Source organism: Paenibacillus sp. EPM92 (assembly GCF_016586185.1).
Lineage (GTDB): Bacteria > Bacillota > Bacilli > Paenibacillales > NBRC-103111 > Paenibacillus_G > Paenibacillus_G validus.
Genome location: NZ_BCPS01000003.1, coordinates 1 through 21,684, shown reverse-complemented (window position 1 = coordinate 21,684; position 21,684 = coordinate 1). Strand labels below are relative to the sequence as shown.

The window sequence follows — 21,684 nt, the reverse complement described above, 5'->3', positions numbered from 1 at the left end:
TAGAGTATACAGCTAACAGTAAATCACACTTCTCCGAGGTGTGATTTTGTATTTGCCCTTAAGGGGTATCCCGGCTTTTAATGCCCACCACTCCCTATTAAAATGGTCGAGTGGATTTGCTCAAGCTTGTCCCATTATTTACCGATAATAATGAGAGATGAATCCCAGTTAGGAGTTGTTCATTGGTGGAGATAAAACTGATAAACACCAGTCTTTCATATTTAGGGGCATTCACAATGCCGGTACGCACCACAGAGTATAATGAGCCAGTTTCAGGTGATTTGGTGCGGTATAAGTATCAATTAAAACTTGACGAACAGGATTCGTCTGTAGTTATTGATTTTACTTCAGGAAATGCGGATCTGCTTCCAACATGGATGCAGTATCACTTCAGTACGGATAAGCTGTCAGTGGGTAAATCTGTTTTATCGAATATGGATATCTTGATTTCTGATTCTGAAGTTCACTTGAGAAGTAATATTGAGCGGCTAAAGCTTCTTTTCATGGAGGACAGCAGTTTCGGGAGTGCAAGTTTCCGTATTGGTGATAACGAGATAGTCCATCCGACCCTGTCACACAAGATTGAGATTCAAGACCTCAAGATATTTACCAATAACCAACTAACATACCGTAAAAGCGGGGTATATGTGGAAAGTGAAAGACCGATGCTTATTTCTGAGTGCCGACATCTGATGGAATGGCTTCCTTCAGTAAATAGGTTGAAGTTGATAAATAAAGACATCTCCAGCGGACAAAAATTTTCTAGCCAAAGCAACCCCTATCTCGTATTTGATCTCGACTACAGTGAGGACAGCCCTTCATTCCAATGGGATGACGCACTAGGAAAAGGCACAGATGATAAATTGTATAAGTGGTATGTCTATGCAACGCAATTGATCGATGATATGGATATTAACAATCGGATTTATTCACTTCTAAAGGAAGAACTGTCGGGCGAGTTGGCGACAAATTAGGTAGCTACACTATCGTTTATAGATAAACTATCGCCTTTAAGAGTATCAATCGAAAATAATCAGTTCCAAAAGCAAGTTGAATATTGTTACCGATAATGACACTCCCTCGAAGTGTGATTTTTCTTGTATATGGGGTATTCCGGCTTTAATGCCTCACCTGTCTGATCTACCCACTCACCCCACTTGTCCAACCACAGCGCAGCTAGTAAAATGGAAGATGTATACAGACATTTGTCGAGTCGGACTTGAAGGGGTTCAGGATTTTGGCTACTAACAGGAAAAATGGCAATCGCCTTGAGACAGATTACACCGAAGATGTAGTAGGTTTTGCACTTGATTCTTTCCTTTCAATTGCAAGCTTTCCTAGATTCAGCGTGACAATAGAGCCGTTTTCTAGAGGACAAGAACGCTGGCTTGGAGCTGATGCAAGAATCGTCAATGAAATTACGGGTTTCAAACCGTTTTATATGCAGTTTAAAAAGCCATCGGCATATCCTGATTATAGTACTTCAAACATTGTTAAACATCGTAAATCGTTGTCTCTTGAAACCAGCCCTAACACTTTATTTTTTGGATTACGTGAAAAAGCAAAGGACCATGCCGACTACCAGCATAATATCCTGTACAGATGGCGTAATCGTTTAAAGAAGTATGCCAACAGTGATGCAGTTTATGTCTGTCCGTTATTTCTAGACCGTTCAGCATACCGGTTCCATCTTCATCTATCGGCAATGAGAAGGTGGTGGCGGTTCGGGAGACATCCTTGGGAAAGGCGTGGAGTCACAATTGAAGATCATGGAACGCAATTTCGTTTTGAAGATGTTCCTTTCCTTGCAGATCATGTCTGTATTCCACCTCATACTCTAGTAACAGATGCTAAACATAGTTATAGCTTTACAGAAAAGGGGAAAGAGCTATGCTTTCATTCACCGACTTCTTTGCCAGAAGGGGTAACTCAATTTGGAGCTTGGTTTGATTCCTTAGCAAGTGATGTTGACTCTGATGATTACATGTTTATTCCCCAACAGTCCAAAGACAGGTTGAAGCGATTAATCGTTGGTGATGGGAAGGAAGACGATGTAATCCCACACCCCGAGGGGTTATTTGGAATTGAAGATGATATGGCTGTTTGGTCAGAATGGGGTAAATATTTAAGAGAGACTTATTCTATTCATCAGTACTTTTTCATAGTCTGGAATAAGTAGAGTGGGGTGACAGCCGATGGCAACAATTACGCAGTACCAAATCATTGATGGAAACGTAACAATTGACTTTAACCGATTCTGTGATAATGCAGCCAGCTGTCAAGAACAAGAGATCGAGAAGGATTTTGAAAATCGGAGCTATCAGGTAAATAATACGGAAGTTGCTATTAATGAAATCAGATCCTTTATCAGAAGTTCGCTAGAACAACTCAAAAATGGAAACAAGGTTGTTTTCACCGGAGCCAATGGAAGTCCACAAAAGGTATTTAGTGATCTGGACAGTTTCAAAGAATGGGTAAATGAATTCTTCAGTTTATCCAGATATCAGTTCATCAAGGCGAGAGTGGTCGACAAAGAGTTTAACGCTGAATAGTTGATAGTAACAATGAAGATGGTGTCCAGCAATGGGCATCATCTTTTTCTTATTCTTGGGGTTATTGATTGTTTATGTGGGAGCTGCTTCTCTTTTCGGACTTATTTTAAGAGGTATTGCAGTATAAGTAGATTCATCAATCATCTACTTGGAGGTAATAACAATGCTAAAGATTCAATTAACGAACGGCGAAGGAACTAACATTATTGACCACTTCGAGTATGTCCCGCCCGGCTCAATGGCTCTGGACTTGGTATCGACCGATGGAGGTGTTAACTGGAGACCAGCCCTTTTCATTAAGACCGACAGCAGCATGCGTAACAGCTTCGGTTCGAACCCACAGATCAACATTAGAGTCGCCGCTTTTGCCCTTAATGATGTGTATCTCTTTTGCCTAATGGTAAAGATCGGGCGCAACTCGTATTTTGAGTCATGGTTGAATTATTATGCTGAAGGGGGTATCGGGAAAGATTTCTTCGAAGGTCTTGCAAGCCACTTGTATATTCCTGTAGTTTTCCTCAATGAAGGAACCAGCATCTCAGCAGCCTATGAAGTCAAGAATTCAATTCGATATGGCTTCAAGGACTACGTAAAAGCTCTTGCAAACGTCAAGCCTTGGACAATGGCTGAGTTTGATGTAGCCAAGGCATTTTCCTTTAATATACTTCCTTCCCTACCTGAAATGTGGGGGATGTACACCAAGCCACCCTGCTTGAATATTGCAGTCAGCGTTGATCTCTAGATCTCTAACTCGAAGGAGGTAATTTCCTATGAACAATCCCAAATATCCCGCGCACTCGTCCATCAAGTTCAAGCCAGGCATTACGGTCATCAGACAGCTCCAGATCAACGAGTACGGTTTCGGTCAGGACTTCTACGGACTGATCGATGACCAAGGTAACGAGATCGTCTCTTGCGAGTGCCAGTATTTCAAGCCGATCGATAACGGATTGATCGTAACCGAGAACAATCACGAGCTATTCGGTATCCTCGACAGAGCCGGCAATTTCCTTGTTCCCTTCTCTCGGGGGTATCAATCGATAGATCGTTTCCATGAAGGTCTTGCACTGGTCAGAAGTGCGCGGCTTCCTCTAAGTTACGGCTTTATCGACCGTCAAGGGAATGAGGTCATCCCACTCCAGTATTACGATGCGGGTTGCTTTCATGGAGGTATGGTTGCAGTTCGGACTTTCGATGACAGATGGTGTTTTATTAACCGAGAAGGAAAGCAACTATTCTCGTTTCCACAATAGCATCCTTTACCCAACAATACCCGCTCGGCTTTCCGCCGAGCGGGTATTCAAGATTTCACTGGGAAGTGGGGTTACATCCTACAGCAAGTTGCTCGATTCCCATTCCTATGAGAAGGTATTCAAGATAATTGTTAACGTTTCATAAGGTACAGTAGCTGCCCTTTCTAAGGGGATATTTCTTGAGCTAGGGCATTTTCTTTCCCAGCATAACTAAGCGTTGTTGGATGTTGGATTATTTTGTTATCATGGGGGTAATGTTTTTGGCAGTTTGTCAAGAGATATAGTGTCTTAATTAAATAAAGTTTAAGGAGTGACGGGAGTGTATTTTCATTACTGTAGAGTTGATACATTTAAAAATATAATGAACAGTAAAGTTTTGTGGCTTTCTAATTTAACAGAGTCTAATGATACTCAGGAAGTTACAAGAACATTCGATATTCTGTGGAGTGCTGTTAAAAGGAGACTTCTTGAGAGTGATATAGATCGAGATGTGGTGGAAAAGGAAATAGAAATACTTGATCATCAATATCAAATTGAAGTACAAATTGATAAGCCGTATGGTATTTGTTTCTGCAAGAAAGCTGATGTTTTACAGCAATGGCTAGAATATGGAGATAAAACAAGAGGAGTAGTATTAGGGTTTGATTTTAACTGGTTCAATGGATTAAAAAAGGAAATGCCACATCCAAGTTCAAATTTTCTCAATGCTATTGGTTATGATGAAGTGTTATATCATGATAAACAACTTGAGGACGATTTTTATAAAATTTGTTATGATGCTATTAAAGAAAATGGTCTTAATGCATGGATTATGGGAATACGACCTACATTTAAACATTACTCAGCTTTTATAAAAAATCCAACTTTCGATGGAGAATACGAAACGAGAATAGTTTATTATCCCCCAAATCGCTCTAAAGAGTTTGTTGATAATGCACTTCAGATCAGTGAACTTGTTGATGCACCATTTGCACATTATTGTTTACCATGGACAAACGGAAATGGAAATAATGCGCTTAAGGCTATAGGGTTAGGTTGTAATTGTGATCTGACACAAGAAGATGTATATTCTATTTTAAATAATGCCGGATTAAGTGGTGAGTTTCAACTTTTTAGGTCAGAATGTTCGTATAGACTTAGGTAGAACTTTAACTTGATTAACGATCAGAGAAGCTCATGTATCGTTTATAATAGTTATTTAGCTGTTCTTCACCGGCATGAGTGCCGGTTTTTGTTATAATTTAGGTATATTTGATATGCAGTTAGGAAGGTGACTCTCCTTGCGGGGTATCAACTTAGATGAAGAAATAAAAGCATTGATTTTTTCCGAACGTGAAGATGACTACTGGGACTTCAAGCAGCAGCACCATACCAATAAAGCTGACCTACTACACGACATCATCTGTATGGCAAACAATCGAGTTGATCGGGATGCCTACATCATCTTCGGTATCGCTGACAAGAACTTCGAGGTGGTAGGGGTTGAGAATGACGAAAACCGAAGAAATCAGCAAATGTTTATCGACTTCTTGAAAGCCCAGAAATTCGTTTCCGGTATCCGACCGCGAGTCGAGATGCGGACATTAATGCTGGCTGGACACGAAGTTGATGTCCTGATCGTCAAGAACAGCACCGACACACCTTATTTCCTAACTGACCGATATTCTGATGGCAGCAGAACAGTTCGCGCCAACCACATCTACACCCGAGTTGGAGACACTAACACCGACATCGATAAATGCGCGGACATCAACAACATCGAGTATCTCTGGAAGAAACGCTTTTTACTGACCCGTTCTCCTTTCGAGCAGATAATGAAGCGGCTTGAGAACAAGGATGAATGGAAGCAAGATGGGGACACCTACTATAACATTTATAATCCTGAGTTTACAATTACACTTGAGTTTGAAGAGGACAGGAGAGAAGCGCGCTCGGAGTTCTATGCTTACGCAATGACCAACTCGTCAACCATGTATCAAATGTTAAGTGTTAAATATTTTGGTACTCAACTCTACGGTAGACAAGTTGCGCTTCTTGACAGTGCTCAGTATAGTACTCCAGTCCCCGAATGGGAGTTTTTCACTTTTGGTGAGTACAAATCTAACCCTGAATATGCAATGAAGTATTTCACAAAGGATAGTCCACACTACATATTGAATGAATTCTTATATGATGAGAATAGTTTCGAACAGGGGAATGCGCGGCGGAGATTTTTGGAGGTTGTTTTGTTATTTGAGGATATCATAGAGAAAGACACTTTTATGGGATACGTTCATTATCAAAAAGATATCTTCTTGGATAAGCTTAAGTCACTTGAAGGCGGGTATTCTTGGATCGAAGCTAGCAATAACCTTGAGCGAAAACAAATTGTGACTCGTCTTCATACGGGGAAAGTTTTGAACCAGATGCTTTTCGAGTTCAGAGACTGCAATCGTTAGGAATGATTATTTTTATTGTGACTGGAGGGTGTTATGAATTTAAATGATTTTATTCTCCGTGAAGAGTTGGTTTTGTACGAGTCAATACAAAATCACAGGGACATTATTTCAAATGTTTATGAACTAATAATGTTATTATCGGATGTAGTTATTTCTAATGACAAGAAAGTCGCAAGCTTCTTCCTTCTTAGTGGACAAGTTAGCAACGATCTAGTCCTTTGTTTACTTTCATCTCTAAGAAGTCATGAGACACAAGCAAAACTGATGAAACGTCAAGCCATTGAGAAGGCATGTTTAGCGACCTATTCTTTAGTCGAACCAGACATTGATAAATTTCTCGGACAAGATGAAAATGGGGCGAAGCCAAATCAGAAAACATTAGATCGTTCCTATAAATATATAGCAGAAGAGTTCCCTTCTCATTCTCATCGCCTTAAGCAGGTCAAAGCTATGATCAATAATTTCTTTGCTCATGGAAGTATGTTCACTTCTCTTAAAAAAGACGAGCATTTCGGATTCTTTGATGAACAGGATGAATTGATTCAAAGAACACTCTACTGGGAGATCGGATATCTCGCAAGCGTGATCTTCGACTTATGGTATCATGCCGCCGATCAGTGCTCTTTCGTTAAAAAGAATGAACTAATTTATCAAAGCTTTGCTCAAGCTGTCGTAACCAACCAGAAGTTTCGGGAAGGGTTTGTAAGCCATGAACGATTTGCAAAATGGCGACCAATCGTGTAAATCGCTTAATGAATTTGAGAAGCTGGTCACTGATCTATACGATCTGTAATAATTAGAATTTTGGAAAGCTGTCTATCGTTATCGAACTGTCTAATAACTCATTAAAGGGAGGGGAGCAATGTCAGTAGACGAATATTTGATATGGGTCATCAATAGGCACCGAGGTTTATCAGGAGAGAAATCACCCGCTTACAGGGTAGCTCATGAGATTTTACCAATGATACAGGAATGGGCAGTTGAATTCCTAGAAGGGGTATATTTTTCAGGATCATTTGCAAAGGAAACGAATATAGTAGGCAGCGCAGATTTAGATTTGTTTATCTCCCTTAAATCTTCTGCGGATAGGTTCACGTTACAGTATATATTCAATTCGTTACACGATCATATTCAAGCTAAGGGTTTTGACACGAGAAAACAAAATGTATCTATTGGTATGAAGTACTATGGTTTAGACGTAGATTTAGTCCCAGGTCGCATTCAAAGGGGTTATCAACGTTATCATAGTCTTTATAAGAGCAAGACTGATAGCTGGACTCAGACAAACATACACGAGCATATTAAATTGGTAAAAAACTCTGGTCGATTAGATGAAATCCGAGGGATAAAAATATGGATAAAGTTGAATGATCTTGACTTTCCCTCAATATATCTTGAGCTCAGTGTAATTAGAGCATTGAAGTTCAAGACAAAGAATCAGTTGGCAAACAACCTAATAAGTGTTTTTGAATATTTAGCAAACGATTTTGTTGAGAATCCAATATTTGATCCTGCTAACACTGCAAATAGAATATCAGATGACTTGAATAAGACAGAGAAACGTTTGATTGCAAGAAAAGCGAGAGAAACCTTGAACCAGTCTAGATGGGAAAATGTGATATGGTAGGTGTAAATATGAATCAGACCAACCTTAAGAATATCTTTTACCGATTGCAGAAACAAATGATTGAGAAGCTGTCCAGTAGCCGTGAGATAATTTTACATCCAGGGGCGAAAGGAGATGCAACAGAGATAAACTGGATCGAATGGCTAGATACGTATTTACCAAAGCGATATAAGGTTGGGAAAGCTTTTGTTATTGATTCGCATGATCGCATAAGCGAGGAAATCGATTTAGTTATTTATGACCAACAATATAGTCCATTTGTTTATAGGGAGGCTGGTGCTACATACATTCCTGCTGAAAGTGTGTATGCCATCTTCGAAGTTAAACAGGATCTAAGTAAATTCAACTTGGAATATGCCGGAAAAAAGTTTAAGAGCGTTCGTTCCCTTCATCGTACTTCCGCTCCGATATTTCACCTTGGTGGGGTTGATCGGAAAGTGTCACATTTCAATATTGTCTCAGGCTTTGTTTGCTTAGAGAGTTCATGGAAAACACCGTTTGGCAATAGCTTTGACAAAGCGATTAGATCACTTGATGAGTTGTCAAGAATCGATTTAGGATGTGTTCTTCAGGTTGGATCATTTCAGATCAGATATGACGGTGGAATTTCAATAGGTAAAAGTACAGCTGAAGAGTCACTGATCTATTTTTTCTTTAAGGTCCTAATGGAACTACAGAAACTTGGAACTGTTCCTGCGATGGATATAGGGGAGTATGCAAAAGCGTTGGATTCAATTTGATGGGCTTGATATATTTAAGAAAAGAGGGTGCCAATGAAAATACCATATAACAGGGAAGCCGAACTGAAAGATCGTTTCAACCGATTCATCGCGGACAAGATAACCGGCACTCCCGAGGATCACTATTCCAGGTTGACAGTGGAGGATTTCGAGGACATCAAGACCACCCTGAAGGACATCCATAACATCATAACCTACAAAACTACGATTCGTTTCATCGAATGGGTAAGCGAACGATTTCCTCACGTCAAGGAGAATTATCATATTTACTTGGATCAGGTTCTTAACACCAAACCAAGCGACAACGGCTATGACCTCATCGTCACTGGCGACATCAGTATCATTGCCGAGATCAAATGTAACAAACCGATCAACAATGGTTACAAATTTGGTTCCGCACAGAAGAATGGTATCATTAAGGATATTAAGGGGTTGCTTGAAGGCAAATCCAAAGTTAAGTCGCTTGATCCAACCGGAGCTTATAAATTTTTGGTGATCTATGATTTCGGAGACCATACATTATTCGCCGCGCAGCACTTAATCAAGAATTTACCCGCTGATCTAAAGGACAAGGTTACGATTTTCGAGAAAGGTCAGCCGTTGACGGTGGACAAGGTCTATATTGTATTCATCAGGTAATCGTTGCTAGGGAACGGTATCGAGGGAGAGAATCATGGATTATATATCGCAATACAACCAAGATACACACATCTTCGAGGTTATTAGCAGTAGATTTAAGAATCAGGGCTTTCTGAATGCTTATGATTTTTTCTTTATCATCATCTGGAAAGCCAACAGAGCAAAGTCGAAGATTGCCAACCTTCTAATTAAGCATTCAGGGACTTCAAATCTCGATGAGGCTGTAATCTCATTGACATCGAGTATCAGCCAGGCAGCGGATCATAAAGAGAGATTACGCCTTATAATGAAGGAGTGGAGAATTCCACTCCCGACCTCGACTGCTATCTTAACCGCATTATATCCAGAGTATTTCACTGTATATGACGTGAGAGTGTGCGAGGAATTGGAGGATGATTTTCACAAATTGAGTCATCTGACAAATTTCGAGAACATTTGGAGTGGTTATCAAGAATTTATGCGGAAGATCGAGGAGGTAACACCGAAGGAACTGACAATTCGAGATAAGGATCGTTATTTGTGGGGTAAATCTTTTGCACGACAGTTAGAAGCGGATATTGAGAGAGGATTTAGGAAGGAGTTATCGAATGACTGAAGATAACATACAGAGGTATTTGCCCGAAGAAGTGCCTGATCATTTATTCACTCAGAACAAACTGAGCCGTATGGGACTTGCAGCATCCGAAGGTCATGTAGCTTATGTTCGTTATCCTGAGCAGAATCGAGAGTATAAGTTGTATGACATTAATGCTACGAGAGAGCGCAGGAAACAAAAAGGGTTTTCTTTAGTAATTAAAGATATGACGGTTGAAGGAGTGCTGGCAGAACGTAAACATGAACTTGAAGTAAGAAAAAGTCAGCTTGGATTAGCTTGGTAAAACAGGGATACCTTATTCTTCGGGTGGTATCCCTTTTGTTAGTTACGGTGATTCTTTGATCTATGAGAGTACATAGTTCTTTTCTTCATGATATGAACTGTTCCGTACTTAACAAGGCAACTTGAGCAGTACGGTTTATTTTCCGAATTCAACAGGGGTTCCGTATTTTTATTTGAACAGTTATGACAAGTATAAATTACTCCGAGATTCTCACGGTTTGCAGTACTCCATCTACCGCGTAACTTTGGTGTCTTATATGAAGATTTTTTCAAACGGTAGTCACCTCCCACGATAAGCATTGATTAATAGCAAGTTTTATATCATGAACGCGTACCCATATTCATAATAAAATTCATGGATTTTTTCCTTGTCCATTTTGTCAATGTCAAACATCTCTTCCTTTTCCTTTCCTATCCCGTTATACGTAATAAAACCTGCAGCCATGTTCTGAAATGCGACCCAGCCTTCGCCACCACCTTCTCCAAAATACGGACAAAGTTCACAGTTTGGGCAAACTGCCATATCTCGTTCTTTATCTCCGCATTCATAATAATAAAGTTTCTTGAAGTACCCGGCGATACGGTCTACTACCTGCATCTTTTGTTTTTGGATCGCGTAATTTCTAGCTTTAGGTTTAAACCACTCGACAAAATCGGGAATATCAATGAATAGGATATTGGCGGGTAATCCTTCCATGTGTTTAGGCTCAACCGGATTAAGCACAACCAAAAGTTCAACATTATCAAATCTCGAATCGAGATGATGGCGATGTTTTAAGTAGCAGCCACAGTCGCGTTCAACCTCGATCATAACCTCTCTACCGCGAATCTTGCCTTTGAAGTCCGGACCAGTACCAAACGGACCTTCCACATCGGATATACCCTCATACTTGTTGAAGTTATCCTTAAAATACTCCTGAATCCAGTACTCACGGATATCACTAATCATTGCTCTTTTTTCAACACTACGCTTCTTAGTGAAGCTGCCTTGGGGTAGCCCTACTTTATCGACTTTCATTACGAAAACTGGTTCGCCACACCTTGAACAGTTCACAGCCCATTCTCCGATGAGCCTTTCATATATTTCACCGCTATCATATCGGTCAGTAAGGTTACAGGATTCGCACTGGACGGTTACTCCCATTAACATAATCTCCTTTCTTTAATGTAGCGAAAGTAAGGATTGGCACTTACCAAGATCTTGTTTTGTTGATCTCCATCTTTTTTGTAAAAGGTTCTTCTAAATCAATATCGAGTTTATTTGCGAGTTCGCAGATGTTCCAGACAATATCGTACATCTCAAGTCCGAGTCGATCTTTGATCTCTTTAATATTTTCGTGATCTGGATGATAAGAAACATGCAATAGTTCTCTGACCATTTCACCGACTTCGGTAACAAGAAAAAGTGCTCTCTGCTCAATAGTGGATTTGTCGAATCCTTGCTTGATACTTAACGCATTTACATGCTCTTGCATTTCGGATATTTTCATGTTGGCACTATCCTTTATAAATTATTTATCTATGTTAATTATAGATATCAAGCCCAGAGTGTACAATGAAGAAATTATCGAAATCTAGTGGTCAACTTAGGTCATGTTTTGATTAATAATCCAATCCCGTATCGATCGTTTATAGCCAATTGTAGATATGTTATTATTGAATGTAGTCTAGACTTTCGTAATAGAAAGGTGCATCTAATGAAAAACAAAGTAGAAGTAGAACGGTTTCCACATATTCAACTGAACTTATATCTTGAGACCGCAGAGACAACTTCTATCAGTACTGATAATGAGTTAATTTTGAAGAAAAAGTCGGGGTCTTATTATACAAAGCCAGAGATTGTTTCACTTATTCTTGATCTTGCAGGATACACTATTGATAAACCGTTGTATGAAATGTCACTCCTAGAGCCATCAACCGGACAAGGCGCATTTCTAATTCCCGCAATCGAGCGTCTTTTGGAATCAGTAGCAAAAGTCTTTGGAGCTCAGGTTTTTGCAGATGATGGCAAGTCTTATGACTTACTTCATAATGCTATTCGTTCGATCGAAGTGAGCATGGACAAATATGATGATCTGTTCAACACCGTAACATCCATCCTTCTTCGGAGAGGGCTATCCAAGCAATTAAGCCAACGTCTACTTGGCATCTGGCTGGTTCAAACAGACTTTCTTTTTTGGAACCAACAAGTTGAGCAATGCTTTGACTTTATCGTCGGTAACCCACCATACATTCGCATCGAGAACATTGAGGAGAAGGTTGCTAAGAAGTACCGCTCAACTTACAAGACATTGTTTGACCGAGCGGACATATATATTGCTTTCATTGAACACAGCCTAGAGATGTTAAACAAAAATGGTCGCCTAAGTTTCATTTGCACTGATCGTTTCACAAAGAATCGCTATGGCAAAGAAATTCGTCGGTTAGTGAGTGAGAAATATCATGTTATGCATTTCCTAGATATTCATAATTCGCAACCATTCATCGATGAAGTCTCGGCGTACCCTTGTATTTTTACTTTTTGTAATGCTTCAAGGGGAGATTCACGAACGCTCAGAATGGATGAAGTTTCTACCGAGCATCTCCAACTGGCTAGAAATTACCTCATCGATGGTCAGTATATTGAAAGTGACCTTTTAGAGATGCACACGATTAAGGACTGGTTTCACGGCACCGATCCCTGGGTTCTGAACGGAAAGCTCGCTCAAATGCTACTAAAGAAAGTAGAAGCGAATCACCCATTGATCTCAGAGCCACCTCATAATATCAACATCGGTATCGGAGTTGCCACAGGTGCAACTGCAGTTTATGTGATCAAGCCAGAAAATGTAGATATAGAACCTGAGGTTCTCTTGCCTACTGTAACAAAGGACGATATTACTAAGGGGTATATCGCTTGGGGTGGACATTATGTGATCAATCCCTACAATGACGATGGCTCTCTTGTAGACTTAGAAAAGTTTCCAAAGCTGAAAGCGTACTTTATTCGTCACGAGCAACTGCTCAAATCCCGAAGCACAGCAAGAAATAACCCAAGCAAATGGTATAAGACCATCGATCGTATCTTCCCAGAACGCCTTAAGGAACCAAAGTTGCTTATTCCAGATATCAAGCTAAAAAATCTAATTGTTTTGGATGAAGGTAATTATTACCCTGAACACAGTTTGTATTACATCACTGCAGGAACATGGGATATTAAGGCATTACAAGCGTTGTTGGTAAGCTCAATTATTAAATTTTTCATTTGGTCGTATGCAACGAAGATGCGCGGCGACTACCTGAGGTATCAAGCACAATATTTGCGGAAAATTCGGCTTCCAGTGGGAGTGACAAAAGAGGATTGTGAAGAGTTAAAGCGAATGTATGAATTGGGAGATTATGACGCGATTGATCGAATTGTGTCTGAACTTTACAATTTATCTGCTGACGAGCTTCAAACAATCCAAGAACTCGTCCAGTAATCGAAATGAGGCGAGTTTACTTTCATGTGGATGCCAACTGATGATGAAATAAAGGATATGACTAAGGTTGCCCTAGAAACGTTTTGGGGATTGCGGCATCAAGGTGACAAAGGAGTAAGAGGCGGCAAGACTATGGATGGTTTTGCCGATATGATTAAAGATGTTCTGAATCGTTGTGGTGTATCAGATTCGGAGATAATCATGGGGAGAAATGCAAAGCTCCCAAGCTTCTACAGATTATCGAAGGATTGGGATATGATTGTTATCCAAAACCGACCTGACGGTTCAAGACGCTTGCTTTGTGTGTTGGAGTTCAAATCCATGAAGGGGTCTGTCGGCAAGAATCTCAATAATCGTGTAGAAGAAGCCATTGGTAGCAGTACTGATCTTTGGAAAGCTTTTGAAAATGGCGCTTTTGGTGTTACTCGCCCGTTCCTTGGATATATCTATGTGCTGTCGGAAGACCCTGAACTAGTTGGTGGAAGAGATCGAAATGGGGTGCTATTTCCATCATTAGATGCTTTCATCAATTTTGAGAGGACAGGTCTACCTGCAAATTATGAAGAACGAGCTGAAATTTTCATGAAGCATATGGTTCAAGAGCAACTGTATGACAAATGTGCATTTTTAATTGCCGATCCGTTTAATGTAGGGACTTATAGACAACCCAATTTAGAATTAACTATTGAGTTGCTGATAAAAACTATGGTAGGTCATGTTCAAGCACATTTATAAATATAGGAACGAGATGCGATACTCAAAAGGGTGTCGTATTTTTTATGGTTTGAAGGATGTTAATAATTTCCGCAGCTACGAATTTCCGAATGATCTTATCACCCTGTCCTTCTAGGTGAAAGAGAAAAATTCGAGTATCATTTCTCCCGAATCAAAGTTCTCGTACTCCCATTAGGGATATCTTAGGGTAACATTTTGTTTTTTTGCAGTTTGCCGCTGACATTTTTTATAACATCATAAAACGGAATTATAAAAATGCAGCGGGAGGCGTTAATCGTGGCAAACACTTTTAAAGAAATGAAGAAGGCAATCGGTGTTCTTGATGTCGAAAAACGGTTTTGTCGAGATCAATCTGAGCTGGACTTAATCAATGCAAAGCTTATCGCCCTCACGGATATTTTCGATACGGCTAAGGAGTACGTTTCTCATGCTAACCATCAGGCGGGAAGTGATGTCGGTGATCGACTGATCTATTATTTAACCGAAGGAAATATGAATACTAAGAAAGTAGCTGATTACTTCAAGGTTTCACCTGCGACAGTTGCAAGTAATATTCATTATGCTTCAAAGGCTTATTCTACTTTACTTGAGGGGGTTGAAACCCGACTGATGAAAGCTGAAGATCTTGAGACGGTTCGAGTTGCCTATGCCGAGTTCCTCCAAATCAAGAAATCTGTAATGAATCCTTATGACCTACCGGAGATCTCATTGAAGAAGGCTCAAAAGCGATTAGGTAAATCCTTGCCCAACATAAAGAGTTCCCCCCCATATCGTCATTCCAAGTAAGTAATTCGCTTTCCAACAGCTTAGCGGGGTCAATCTCTTTTTCTTTTTGCATCCAAATAGTCACCTGATTTACATAGGTATATCAGAAATCAGGAGGCGATTCAACTGCTTCAACTTTCTTCAGAAGATATGCTTTATCTGGTCAACAAGTGGGTATCTGACTTGGTTAGAGCTAACTTTATTCATCCGGTATTTGAAGGATATTATAACGGTAAGTATGGCAGCTACACTAAGAGTCCTGGCTTCTATAGTCGAATTCAATTTGAAAAAGGCGATTTGGATATCTACATCGATTACGATGAAGATAATGCAAGCGATTTGTTCAAGGTCACCATACTTAATGACACTGAGAGTAAGCAATTAAAGTGGGCAAACTCGACACCTTTATGTAAGTTGAAAGAGCTTCTCGAGATGATGAAGCAACCGACCGCCGTGCTGGTAAAGTACATCAACGATCAGGAATCTTTGGTAAGCCTATAATTTCTCAACCGAAAGCCGTTCTTTGCCCTTTGGGGTATCGAACGGCTTTTTCTTGTTTTCAAGAATTTCATTTTGTTCTGTAGAGTTCCTTGCAATAACCAAATAAGTACGCTAATTTAACAATCACTAAATAAAGGAAGGAGTGTTCGCAAATGCAAGAAAATGGATCTCCACAAGCCGGTGAGTTCATGGTTCTGCACTGCCTTCAGACATTACCTTGGTCGGCAGCCAATGAAGCTCAAAATCCGGAAGAACTACCTCCAATGATCAGGTTGTCTCTTGAAGCTAGTATGAATGTCGAGAATGATGCCAAGTCGACCGATGAGTTTGCCCTACTCGACAGCCGCACTGCAGAAATCATGACGCAGTTTAAAGACAGCTTGACGGCATCTCAATTTGAGCAGCTTAGAATCTGGTATCAAGTCAACCAAGACAACATGTCTCGGCGGTATGAAGGGATCTATCTAGCCGGAGCCAGGGTTGGTATCAAGTTCGCCAAGCAATGTAAGAGCATCGGTTAGGAAGGGGTGAAGGGCTTGTCAGCTTTTGATCTCATATCGGATACCCATATAGATATTTGGATTACACCAGATTCGGATGCAAAGTCCCATCAAAAGAAAATCGATAAGTTTATTGATCATTTAATCCCCGATGAACCATCAGAGGTCTTGGTCATCGCAGGAGATCTTGGTCATTATAACAAGCAAAATGCCTTAATGCTGAAGAGCTTGAAGCGTGTCTATTCGCACATTCTATTCGTTTTCGGTAACCACGACCTGTATTTGGTTTCTGGGAAGGTTCGTGAAAAGTACGCTAATAATTCGATGAATCGCCGCACTGAGATGAAAAGCTTGGCTGAGGAGATCGAGGGAGTCTTCTGCTTGGATGGAACGAGTATCACAATTGATGGGGTAACCTTCGGCGGCACCGGAATGTGGTATGACTTTTCGTATGGACTGAGGGAACTCCATATGCAAATGGATCATCTACGAAGAATCTGGAAAGGCAAGATGAATGATTCTCGGCTCATTCACACACTCCCGAGTTTTGAAGAAGAAGTAGCGAAACTGGAGAGTATCTTTGGAGCCAGCGATGTCATCGTGACTCATGTCGGACCGGATTGGTCGAGGGTGGCAGGAGGGTGTCGCTACGATCCGGTAACCAGTTTCTATTATTTCGATGGTTCCGACCTTTTGTCCAGAGCCAACGGTAAGACTTGGTGTTTCGGTCATACCCACGATCATTACTCTTATGTGAAGAATGGCTGTTACCTAGTCAATAATGCATTAGGATATCCGATTGATAATCCCCGCATGCGGATTCAGACGATTCAGTGTTGAATGAAAAAGGAGTTGCGAATAGTTGATTCCGTTATATCATAAAAATAGGACAGGTTGCACTTCGAGCACCGAAGAAATTGGATAGTCTAAATTTCAATTAATAAGGTGGGATAACCTTGGCTAGATCGACAGTTCAGTGGACGACCTATCAGTTGTCCAATATGAAGGAGCAATATAATTTCGATCTTCCCTTTCAGCGTCGATATGTTCGTCGGAAGGATCGGAGCTGGCAGAGTCTTTTAATGCATACAGTCTTGACCGATGGCTACATCCCAAATTTGCTGGTCTGGAAGAACGGTGATGTTCTCGATAGTACAGCAAGAAAGCCCAAATACATCTATTATGCCGTTGACTGTCTCCAACGTTTGAATACCTTGTTTCTGTTCATTGATGACGGGTTTGCCCTGTCCGATGATACTCCGTTGGTCGGAGGACAATCCGTTGCAGGTATGAAATTCAGTGAGTTGTCAGAGGACTTAAGACAAGCGGTTATGGGATATAGCTTCGCGATCACAATCTTCGATGAGTCGTACTCCCTTGAGGATGTAGAGGAGATCTTCTATCGCGTTAACCAGACCAAGCCACTCTCGGATATTGAGCAGTCCCAGGTCTTACTGGGGGAGGATAACCGTTCTGTCCTGAAAAGTATTACAGAGTCTGATCTGTTCCAAAAGATCAATTTCACCAAGGCTGATATCGAGGGGTATGTGAATCGAAAAACGGCAGTTCAAGTCATTGCCCTTCTTTCAGAACGGGATATGTCCTTCTCTGGCAAGGATATGAAGTTGTACATGCGAGAAATCGGGAAAACGCCTATCGATCCAGTCGTTGTGGCTGAGCTTGAAGAGCTTTCGGGTTATATCACGGATGGGTTCCAAGAATGGACTCCGAAAATGTTCAAGAACCTAAAAAAATCGGTTGTCCCTTCTCTCTTTATCACTGCTAGAAAAGCAAAGAAACTGGAGTTGCCCGCGGCAGCGTTCGGACAATGGGCGCAGAAGTTCTTGATTGATGAGTATGACAGGGAATCGGAGTTTGGCGAGACCTTGAGCAAAAAGACCGCCAACAAAGAAGTCATTCATCGCCGGACTGCTTTAATGCTTCACGATCTGGAGTCCTTCGCCGCTACACTTGCTCAAGCCAGTTGATTGATCCGGGGTTACTATGAAGGAGACATTGCAAAGTTGATCTGCAGTGTCTCTTTTTATTTAGAGTTAAGTATTTACTAACAGAGTGGTAATCCCTATTGGAAACACGTCATGGAATTATTTTGGGTATGCGGAGTACGTCATTTATTGGGGAGTCGATATTTAGCAGCGGTAGACTGGGAAAGAATCTTTCCCTGTTATTTATTAGGTTTTGGCTTTGATTAGCTCATTATCATTGATCCCGAGAAGTTCGTATGCGGTTCCGACCATATCCTTGTCTCGCCCAAAAATGTGAGTAGCTTTGTGGATTATTCCACTTTGCAAAGCAACATGATTTAGGTTGTGAACCATAAATTCCGAGTTGCACAAAGCTACGACCTGCTTGCTATATTTCAGGAGTTCTTGTTGGAACTTAACGGCACGTTCTGCAACTTCTGGCGAATAAACAACAGCTTCCCCATCGGATGCCTTCATATCTCGATGGTCAACAAGAATATTCAATTCATCCTTTCCATAGGCTGTACAGACTCCTATGATGACGGATGATAAATAGTCAACGTCAAGTTTCCCTGAAAACAAGCCATTCACTTGAAATGCGAGTAGCTTAAGATCGTTGTCGATATGGTATTTGAATCGTTGTTTGAAAGGTATGACAAATTCACTTGGCTGATAAGCAGGGGTTGTAGAAAAACGCTCCCCTGAGAACATATATGCGATCGACACATGTAGTGCGGCAGCGACCTTTTCGATGTTAACGATACTGATATTCCGTTCCCCACGTTCCACTCCACTTATGTATGTACGATCTAGCCCCGCTCGATGAGCCAGCACTTCTTGTGACATACCACTTCTAGCTCGAAGCTCCTTTATTCTTTGCCCAAATTCTGTTCGAATGTCCAAACCACGTCCCCCTACTTATGAACTATACATTAATGGTATCGGAATAATTGACTGAAAACTATAGGTGTATGAAGGACAGCAGGGGATTTTTGTCGAACTTTAGTACTAGCGGTCAAATATATGCATCTTGCTTTTCAAAGGGTTAAGGGAGTGTGAAGGTATGTCCGAAATCGAAAAGAAACCGATCCGTTCTAAAAAGTCGACATCAATAAAAACTAAAAAGGATAAACGTGGAATACCTGTTGGAAGGTATTTTGGGATTACTGAAGCTAACGAAGCGATAAATGTAGTTGCAGACCAAATTTACAGGGATTTAACTATAGATGATCGTGAGAAACTTGGCAGCATGTCAGGCACTTTGCATTTTGAACGATTACTTGGACTTGCTTCTAGGAAGACTTCAAGACCTTTAAAGGGCTACGACCTTAACAGTGACAGTCCTAATCTTGATAGATATAAGGATGCTTCAAAAGCAGTTGGGGTTGAGCTAATTTCTGATGTAGATATTGAAGTTCCTGTGATCGATATGAATTTAGTCAATGAACTAATGAGAGTAAAAAGGTCTGATGAACAGTCAATCTATATTGATCCAAAAGGTGATGTCGGCACTAGGAGCGTAAAGGCTGGAGAGTTCTTTTGTTTATCAATGTATGAATTTCTTTTTCTGATGATTAAAGATGAGTATGCAGGCGTCTTCAGGAGAGATGACACTGACGATGATTGGGGAATGAAAATTGAGTTTAAATGGACAAATGCAATGGAGCGGTATACCGATGGCACTTGGGGATTAAAGTCTATAGTCGAAGATATAGGCGAAAAGAAAGTCAAAAAGTTTGTCCTTCCTACTCCATTTGTGCAGTACCATACAAGGGGTGGAAATAGTATCAAAGCATCCATGATTGACATAGACGAAAAAGGAAAAAATGGTTGGCAGATAAAGCCCGAGTATGCACGGTTTGCGCCGCTGATGAAACGGAAGCCTAGATCGGATAAGGGCAAGAAGCGAAATACTGATGAGATGAAAGCCGATGTTAAGGAAATCGTGAAAAAACAGAGTGGTTTAGCGCGTAAGAAGGTTTAGGCGACATATTTCAAGTTGGGGGTATGATGTTAATGAGCGATGACTTGAAGCGATATTTACCAGAGGAAATTCCAGATCACTTGTTTACTCAAAATAAGCTTAATATGATGGGGATAGCGGCAACTGCAGATCATATTGCCTATGTAATGTATCCTGAACAAAAACGGGAGTTTAAGTTGTTCGATATCAATGTAACTAGAAGACGTAAGCAACAAAAAGGCTTTTCGCTTGTATATAAGGATATGACTGTCGAAGAAGTCCTAGAGGAACGAAAGCGCGAGCTTGTAGTTAGAAAAAGTCAGTTGGGTGAGAAGTATGGCAAATCAAAATAGACGACCATTTAATGAGGGTGAGTTAGAAACGCTCTGTCGAATAATTGCTAATACAAATGACGGACTAACAGGCTCAGAAATTGGACATTTTCTGAATGTACTAAAGTTCGAAGATGTAGATCCGATGATGACAAAGTGGAAGCGGCTTTATAATGCCCTTGCTAACCGTCAAAACCAAACTCAGTCGGGTAATTGCGTATTATCATTTATTAGTAAGTCATTGGCACCGAGTAGGTTTGCAGGTAAGTTGGATTTTTATCATGATTTGCTTGAAAAAATCAATGCCATCCTTCTGTTTCACGGTTTAGAGTTTAATGACGATGGTAAATTTCATGCAGTACAATCGGCAAAAACATTGTCTGAGGCAGAAGTTAGAGCGTCCAAGCTGACTGAAAGGATTTCGTATCGAAAGCTACATCCTCACTTACTTAATTTTTGTAAAAAAGAGCTTCTCCAGAATAATTACTTCCACGCAGTTCTTGAAGCAACCAAGAGTATCGCATCGATGATTAGGATGAAAACAGGTTTAACAAGTGACGGAGCAAAGCTTGTAGATGAAGCTTTTGCTGGAGATAGTCCGCGGCTTAAGATTAATACATATCGGACGGAGTCAGAGATAAGTGAGCAGAAAGGTTTCGTTAGCCTTACCAAGGGGTTGTTTGGAACATTTAGAAATCCCACCGCTCATGCTGCAAAGATTGAATGGAACATGTCAGAAGAGGATGCCATCGATTTATTTACATTGGCTTCATATGTATTACGGAGAATTGAGAAAAGCGATGCTATGGAGGAGAAGTTATGAAAGCATCAGCGGATGTTATCAAGCGACTGGAACTATTATTTGAAGGGTATGAGAAGGAAGTGTCCGATAAATTGAGCAGTGGCTTGATTGCCGAAAATACTGCTAAGACATACCTTCTTCACTCAGGTAATTTTATTAAATGGTGTCGGGATGAATTTGTTCCGGGAGCAAGAAATCTAAATAAATAACCTGTGGATTTACTTGCTCCACAATACTGGTTACACATGACAACGTGGTTTAGGTATCCCTCTAGTTTGAAATAATATGTGTGTTGACTCTGCTTACTCCACACACATAGAATCGGTGGCTTTGTTGGTGAGGGATGGTACAGATAGCTGAGATTGCTGTCGTGGAGCGGGTTTGGGAAGTAGTACAGATTGGATGGAAGTGTGAAACAGGGGCAAGAAAATAGTAGAGTTGACTGATTGTTGACGAAAAAATAGTATTACCTTGCAAAACACCTGTTGTTAAACAGGTGTTTTTTTTTGTTACC

At 40.6% G+C, this 21,684-nt stretch carries 27 protein-coding genes; 24 read left to right on the top strand and 3 right to left on the bottom strand.

What is annotated here, in order from left to right; translation table 11 throughout:
- Positions 1–185 precede the first annotated feature (185 nt).
- The 13 genes from JMF85_RS00165 (at position 186) to JMF85_RS00105 (ending at position 10,127) form a co-directional block, all read left to right on the top strand.
- Positions 186–974: a hypothetical protein gene (locus JMF85_RS00165; RefSeq protein WP_201317530.1), complete on the top strand. Its 789-nt coding sequence runs from the start codon at positions 186–188 to the stop codon at positions 972–974.
- A 263-nt stretch (positions 975–1,237) separates the two neighbouring features.
- On the top strand, positions 1,238–2,179 hold the full coding sequence (locus tag JMF85_RS00160) for a hypothetical protein (RefSeq protein ID WP_201317529.1): 942 nt from the start codon (positions 1,238–1,240) through the stop codon (positions 2,177–2,179).
- A 16-nt stretch (positions 2,180–2,195) separates the two neighbouring features.
- The gene (locus tag JMF85_RS00155) at positions 2,196–2,552 is read left to right on the top strand and encodes a hypothetical protein (RefSeq protein WP_201317528.1); all 357 of its coding nucleotides are present in this window, start codon (positions 2,196–2,198) and stop codon (positions 2,550–2,552) included.
- 163 nt (positions 2,553–2,715) lie between these two features.
- Complete coding sequence (locus tag JMF85_RS00150; protein WP_201317527.1) at positions 2,716–3,294, top strand: hypothetical protein; 579 nt, start codon at positions 2,716–2,718, stop codon at positions 3,292–3,294.
- A gap of 28 nt (positions 3,295–3,322) precedes the next feature.
- Positions 3,323–3,805: a WG repeat-containing protein gene (locus tag JMF85_RS00145; protein ID WP_201317526.1), complete on the top strand. Its 483-nt coding sequence runs from the start codon at positions 3,323–3,325 to the stop codon at positions 3,803–3,805.
- Between the two features lie 319 nt (positions 3,806–4,124).
- The gene (locus JMF85_RS00140) at positions 4,125–4,949 is read left to right on the top strand and encodes a DUF2971 domain-containing protein (protein ID WP_201317525.1); all 825 of its coding nucleotides are present in this window, start codon (positions 4,125–4,127) and stop codon (positions 4,947–4,949) included.
- A gap of 136 nt (positions 4,950–5,085) precedes the next feature.
- Positions 5,086–6,243 (top strand): AlbA family DNA-binding domain-containing protein, encoded by a 1,158-nt coding sequence (locus tag JMF85_RS00135; RefSeq protein ID WP_201317524.1) that lies wholly within the window; start codon positions 5,086–5,088, stop codon positions 6,241–6,243.
- A gap of 33 nt (positions 6,244–6,276) precedes the next feature.
- Positions 6,277–6,987, top strand: coding sequence for a hypothetical protein (locus JMF85_RS00130; protein WP_201317523.1), 711 nt, complete (start codon positions 6,277–6,279; stop codon positions 6,985–6,987).
- A gap of 118 nt (positions 6,988–7,105) precedes the next feature.
- Positions 7,106–7,870: a nucleotidyltransferase family protein gene (locus JMF85_RS00125; RefSeq protein ID WP_201317522.1), complete on the top strand. Its 765-nt coding sequence runs from the start codon at positions 7,106–7,108 to the stop codon at positions 7,868–7,870.
- Positions 7,871–7,878: 8 nt separating this feature from the next.
- Positions 7,879–8,610: a DUF6602 domain-containing protein gene (locus JMF85_RS00120; protein WP_201317521.1), complete on the top strand. Its 732-nt coding sequence runs from the start codon at positions 7,879–7,881 to the stop codon at positions 8,608–8,610.
- Positions 8,611–8,643: 33 nt separating this feature from the next.
- On the top strand, positions 8,644–9,249 hold the full coding sequence (locus tag JMF85_RS00115; RefSeq protein ID WP_201317520.1) for a hypothetical protein: 606 nt from the start codon (positions 8,644–8,646) through the stop codon (positions 9,247–9,249).
- 34 nt (positions 9,250–9,283) lie between these two features.
- Positions 9,284–9,844: a hypothetical protein gene (locus tag JMF85_RS00110; protein WP_201317519.1), complete on the top strand. Its 561-nt coding sequence runs from the start codon at positions 9,284–9,286 to the stop codon at positions 9,842–9,844.
- Positions 9,837–10,127: a hypothetical protein gene (locus JMF85_RS00105; RefSeq protein ID WP_201317518.1), complete on the top strand. Its 291-nt coding sequence runs from the start codon at positions 9,837–9,839 to the stop codon at positions 10,125–10,127. Before JMF85_RS00110 ends, JMF85_RS00105 begins: the two co-directional genes overlap by 8 nt.
- Before the next feature lie 315 nt (positions 10,128–10,442).
- Here JMF85_RS00105 and JMF85_RS00100 read toward each other — a convergent pair whose 3' ends face one another.
- Both JMF85_RS00100 and JMF85_RS00095 read right to left on the bottom strand, forming a co-directional pair.
- The gene (locus JMF85_RS00100) at positions 10,443–11,270 is read right to left on the bottom strand and encodes a hypothetical protein (protein ID WP_201317517.1); all 828 of its coding nucleotides are present in this window, start codon (positions 11,268–11,270) and stop codon (positions 10,443–10,445) included.
- A gap of 46 nt (positions 11,271–11,316) precedes the next feature.
- Positions 11,317–11,616 (bottom strand): MazG-like family protein, encoded by a 300-nt coding sequence (locus JMF85_RS00095; RefSeq protein WP_201317516.1) that lies wholly within the window; start codon positions 11,614–11,616, stop codon positions 11,317–11,319.
- A gap of 207 nt (positions 11,617–11,823) precedes the next feature.
- Between JMF85_RS00095 and JMF85_RS00090 the strand changes: the two genes are divergently transcribed.
- From JMF85_RS00090 to JMF85_RS00060, 7 genes are all read left to right on the top strand, one after another.
- Positions 11,824–13,587 (top strand): Eco57I restriction-modification methylase domain-containing protein, encoded by a 1,764-nt coding sequence (locus tag JMF85_RS00090; protein WP_201317515.1) that lies wholly within the window; start codon positions 11,824–11,826, stop codon positions 13,585–13,587.
- A 24-nt stretch (positions 13,588–13,611) separates the two neighbouring features.
- The gene (locus JMF85_RS00085) at positions 13,612–14,322 is read left to right on the top strand and encodes a PaeR7I family type II restriction endonuclease (RefSeq protein WP_201317514.1); all 711 of its coding nucleotides are present in this window, start codon (positions 13,612–13,614) and stop codon (positions 14,320–14,322) included.
- Positions 14,323–14,598: 276 nt separating this feature from the next.
- The gene (locus JMF85_RS00080; protein ID WP_201317513.1) at positions 14,599–15,108 is read left to right on the top strand and encodes a hypothetical protein; all 510 of its coding nucleotides are present in this window, start codon (positions 14,599–14,601) and stop codon (positions 15,106–15,108) included.
- Between the two features lie 129 nt (positions 15,109–15,237).
- Positions 15,238–15,588 (top strand): hypothetical protein, encoded by a 351-nt coding sequence (locus tag JMF85_RS00075; RefSeq protein ID WP_201317512.1) that lies wholly within the window; start codon positions 15,238–15,240, stop codon positions 15,586–15,588.
- Between the two features lie 152 nt (positions 15,589–15,740).
- Positions 15,741–16,109 carry a hypothetical protein gene (locus JMF85_RS00070; RefSeq protein ID WP_201317511.1) on the top strand — a complete coding sequence of 123 codons (369 nt, stop codon included), beginning with the start codon at positions 15,741–15,743 and terminating at the stop codon, positions 16,107–16,109.
- 15 nt (positions 16,110–16,124) lie between these two features.
- Positions 16,125–16,928 (top strand): metallophosphoesterase family protein, encoded by an 804-nt coding sequence (locus tag JMF85_RS00065; RefSeq protein ID WP_201317510.1) that lies wholly within the window; start codon positions 16,125–16,127, stop codon positions 16,926–16,928.
- A 116-nt stretch (positions 16,929–17,044) separates the two neighbouring features.
- Positions 17,045–18,076: a DUF262 domain-containing protein gene (locus JMF85_RS00060; protein WP_201317509.1), complete on the top strand. Its 1,032-nt coding sequence runs from the start codon at positions 17,045–17,047 to the stop codon at positions 18,074–18,076.
- A 204-nt stretch (positions 18,077–18,280) separates the two neighbouring features.
- Here JMF85_RS00060 and JMF85_RS00055 read toward each other — a convergent pair whose 3' ends face one another.
- Entirely contained in the window at positions 18,281–18,976 is a 696-nt protein-coding gene (locus JMF85_RS00055; RefSeq protein ID WP_201317508.1) for a helix-turn-helix domain-containing protein, read from the bottom strand.
- Positions 18,977–19,136: 160 nt separating this feature from the next.
- Between JMF85_RS00055 and JMF85_RS00050 the strand changes: the two genes are divergently transcribed.
- From JMF85_RS00050 to JMF85_RS00035, 4 genes are read left to right on the top strand one after another with little or no spacing between them, the layout of a single operon-like run.
- Positions 19,137–20,057 (top strand): hypothetical protein, encoded by a 921-nt coding sequence (locus JMF85_RS00050; protein WP_201317507.1) that lies wholly within the window; start codon positions 19,137–19,139, stop codon positions 20,055–20,057.
- 32 nt (positions 20,058–20,089) lie between these two features.
- Positions 20,090–20,389, top strand: coding sequence for a hypothetical protein (locus tag JMF85_RS00045; protein WP_201317506.1), 300 nt, complete (start codon positions 20,090–20,092; stop codon positions 20,387–20,389).
- The gene (locus JMF85_RS00040; RefSeq protein ID WP_201317505.1) at positions 20,373–21,191 is read left to right on the top strand and encodes a TIGR02391 family protein; all 819 of its coding nucleotides are present in this window, start codon (positions 20,373–20,375) and stop codon (positions 21,189–21,191) included. The genes JMF85_RS00045 and JMF85_RS00040 overlap by 17 nt, the downstream gene beginning before the upstream one ends.
- The gene (locus tag JMF85_RS00035) at positions 21,188–21,379 is read left to right on the top strand and encodes a hypothetical protein (RefSeq protein WP_201317504.1); all 192 of its coding nucleotides are present in this window, start codon (positions 21,188–21,190) and stop codon (positions 21,377–21,379) included. The genes JMF85_RS00040 and JMF85_RS00035 overlap by 4 nt, the downstream gene beginning before the upstream one ends.
- Positions 21,380–21,684 lie beyond the last annotated feature (305 nt).

Excerpts from the sequence above, each read along its gene's own strand:
- JMF85_RS00155 (WP_201317528.1), top strand. The coding sequence starts at position 2,196 with ATGGCAACAATTACGCAGTACCAAATCATTGATGGAAACGTAACAATT.
- JMF85_RS00150 (WP_201317527.1), top strand. The coding sequence starts at position 2,716 with ATGCTAAAGATTCAATTAACGAACGGCGAAGGAACTAACATTATTGAC.
- JMF85_RS00145 (WP_201317526.1), top strand. The coding sequence starts at position 3,323 with ATGAACAATCCCAAATATCCCGCGCACTCGTCCATCAAGTTCAAGCCA.
- JMF85_RS00130 (WP_201317523.1), top strand. The coding sequence starts at position 6,277 with ATGAATTTAAATGATTTTATTCTCCGTGAAGAGTTGGTTTTGTACGAG.
- JMF85_RS00125 (WP_201317522.1), top strand. The coding sequence starts at position 7,106 with ATGTCAGTAGACGAATATTTGATATGGGTCATCAATAGGCACCGAGGT.
- JMF85_RS00120 (WP_201317521.1), top strand. The coding sequence starts at position 7,879 with ATGAATCAGACCAACCTTAAGAATATCTTTTACCGATTGCAGAAACAA.
- JMF85_RS00115 (WP_201317520.1), top strand. The coding sequence starts at position 8,644 with ATGAAAATACCATATAACAGGGAAGCCGAACTGAAAGATCGTTTCAAC.
- JMF85_RS00110 (WP_201317519.1), top strand. The coding sequence starts at position 9,284 with ATGGATTATATATCGCAATACAACCAAGATACACACATCTTCGAGGTT.
- JMF85_RS00105 (WP_201317518.1), top strand. The coding sequence starts at position 9,837 with ATGACTGAAGATAACATACAGAGGTATTTGCCCGAAGAAGTGCCTGAT.
- JMF85_RS00100 (WP_201317517.1), bottom strand. The coding sequence starts at position 11,270 with ATGGGAGTAACCGTCCAGTGCGAATCCTGTAACCTTACTGACCGATAT.
- JMF85_RS00095 (WP_201317516.1), bottom strand. The coding sequence starts at position 11,616 with ATGAAAATATCCGAAATGCAAGAGCATGTAAATGCGTTAAGTATCAAG.
- JMF85_RS00090 (WP_201317515.1), top strand. The coding sequence starts at position 11,824 with ATGAAAAACAAAGTAGAAGTAGAACGGTTTCCACATATTCAACTGAAC.
- JMF85_RS00085 (WP_201317514.1), top strand. The coding sequence starts at position 13,612 with ATGTGGATGCCAACTGATGATGAAATAAAGGATATGACTAAGGTTGCC.
- JMF85_RS00075 (WP_201317512.1), top strand. The coding sequence starts at position 15,238 with ATGCTTTATCTGGTCAACAAGTGGGTATCTGACTTGGTTAGAGCTAAC.
- JMF85_RS00070 (WP_201317511.1), top strand. The coding sequence starts at position 15,741 with ATGCAAGAAAATGGATCTCCACAAGCCGGTGAGTTCATGGTTCTGCAC.
- JMF85_RS00050 (WP_201317507.1), top strand. The coding sequence starts at position 19,137 with ATGTCCGAAATCGAAAAGAAACCGATCCGTTCTAAAAAGTCGACATCA.
- JMF85_RS00045 (WP_201317506.1), top strand. The coding sequence starts at position 20,090 with ATGAGCGATGACTTGAAGCGATATTTACCAGAGGAAATTCCAGATCAC.
- JMF85_RS00040 (WP_201317505.1), top strand. The coding sequence starts at position 20,373 with ATGGCAAATCAAAATAGACGACCATTTAATGAGGGTGAGTTAGAAACG.
- JMF85_RS00035 (WP_201317504.1), top strand. The coding sequence starts at position 21,188 with ATGAAAGCATCAGCGGATGTTATCAAGCGACTGGAACTATTATTTGAA.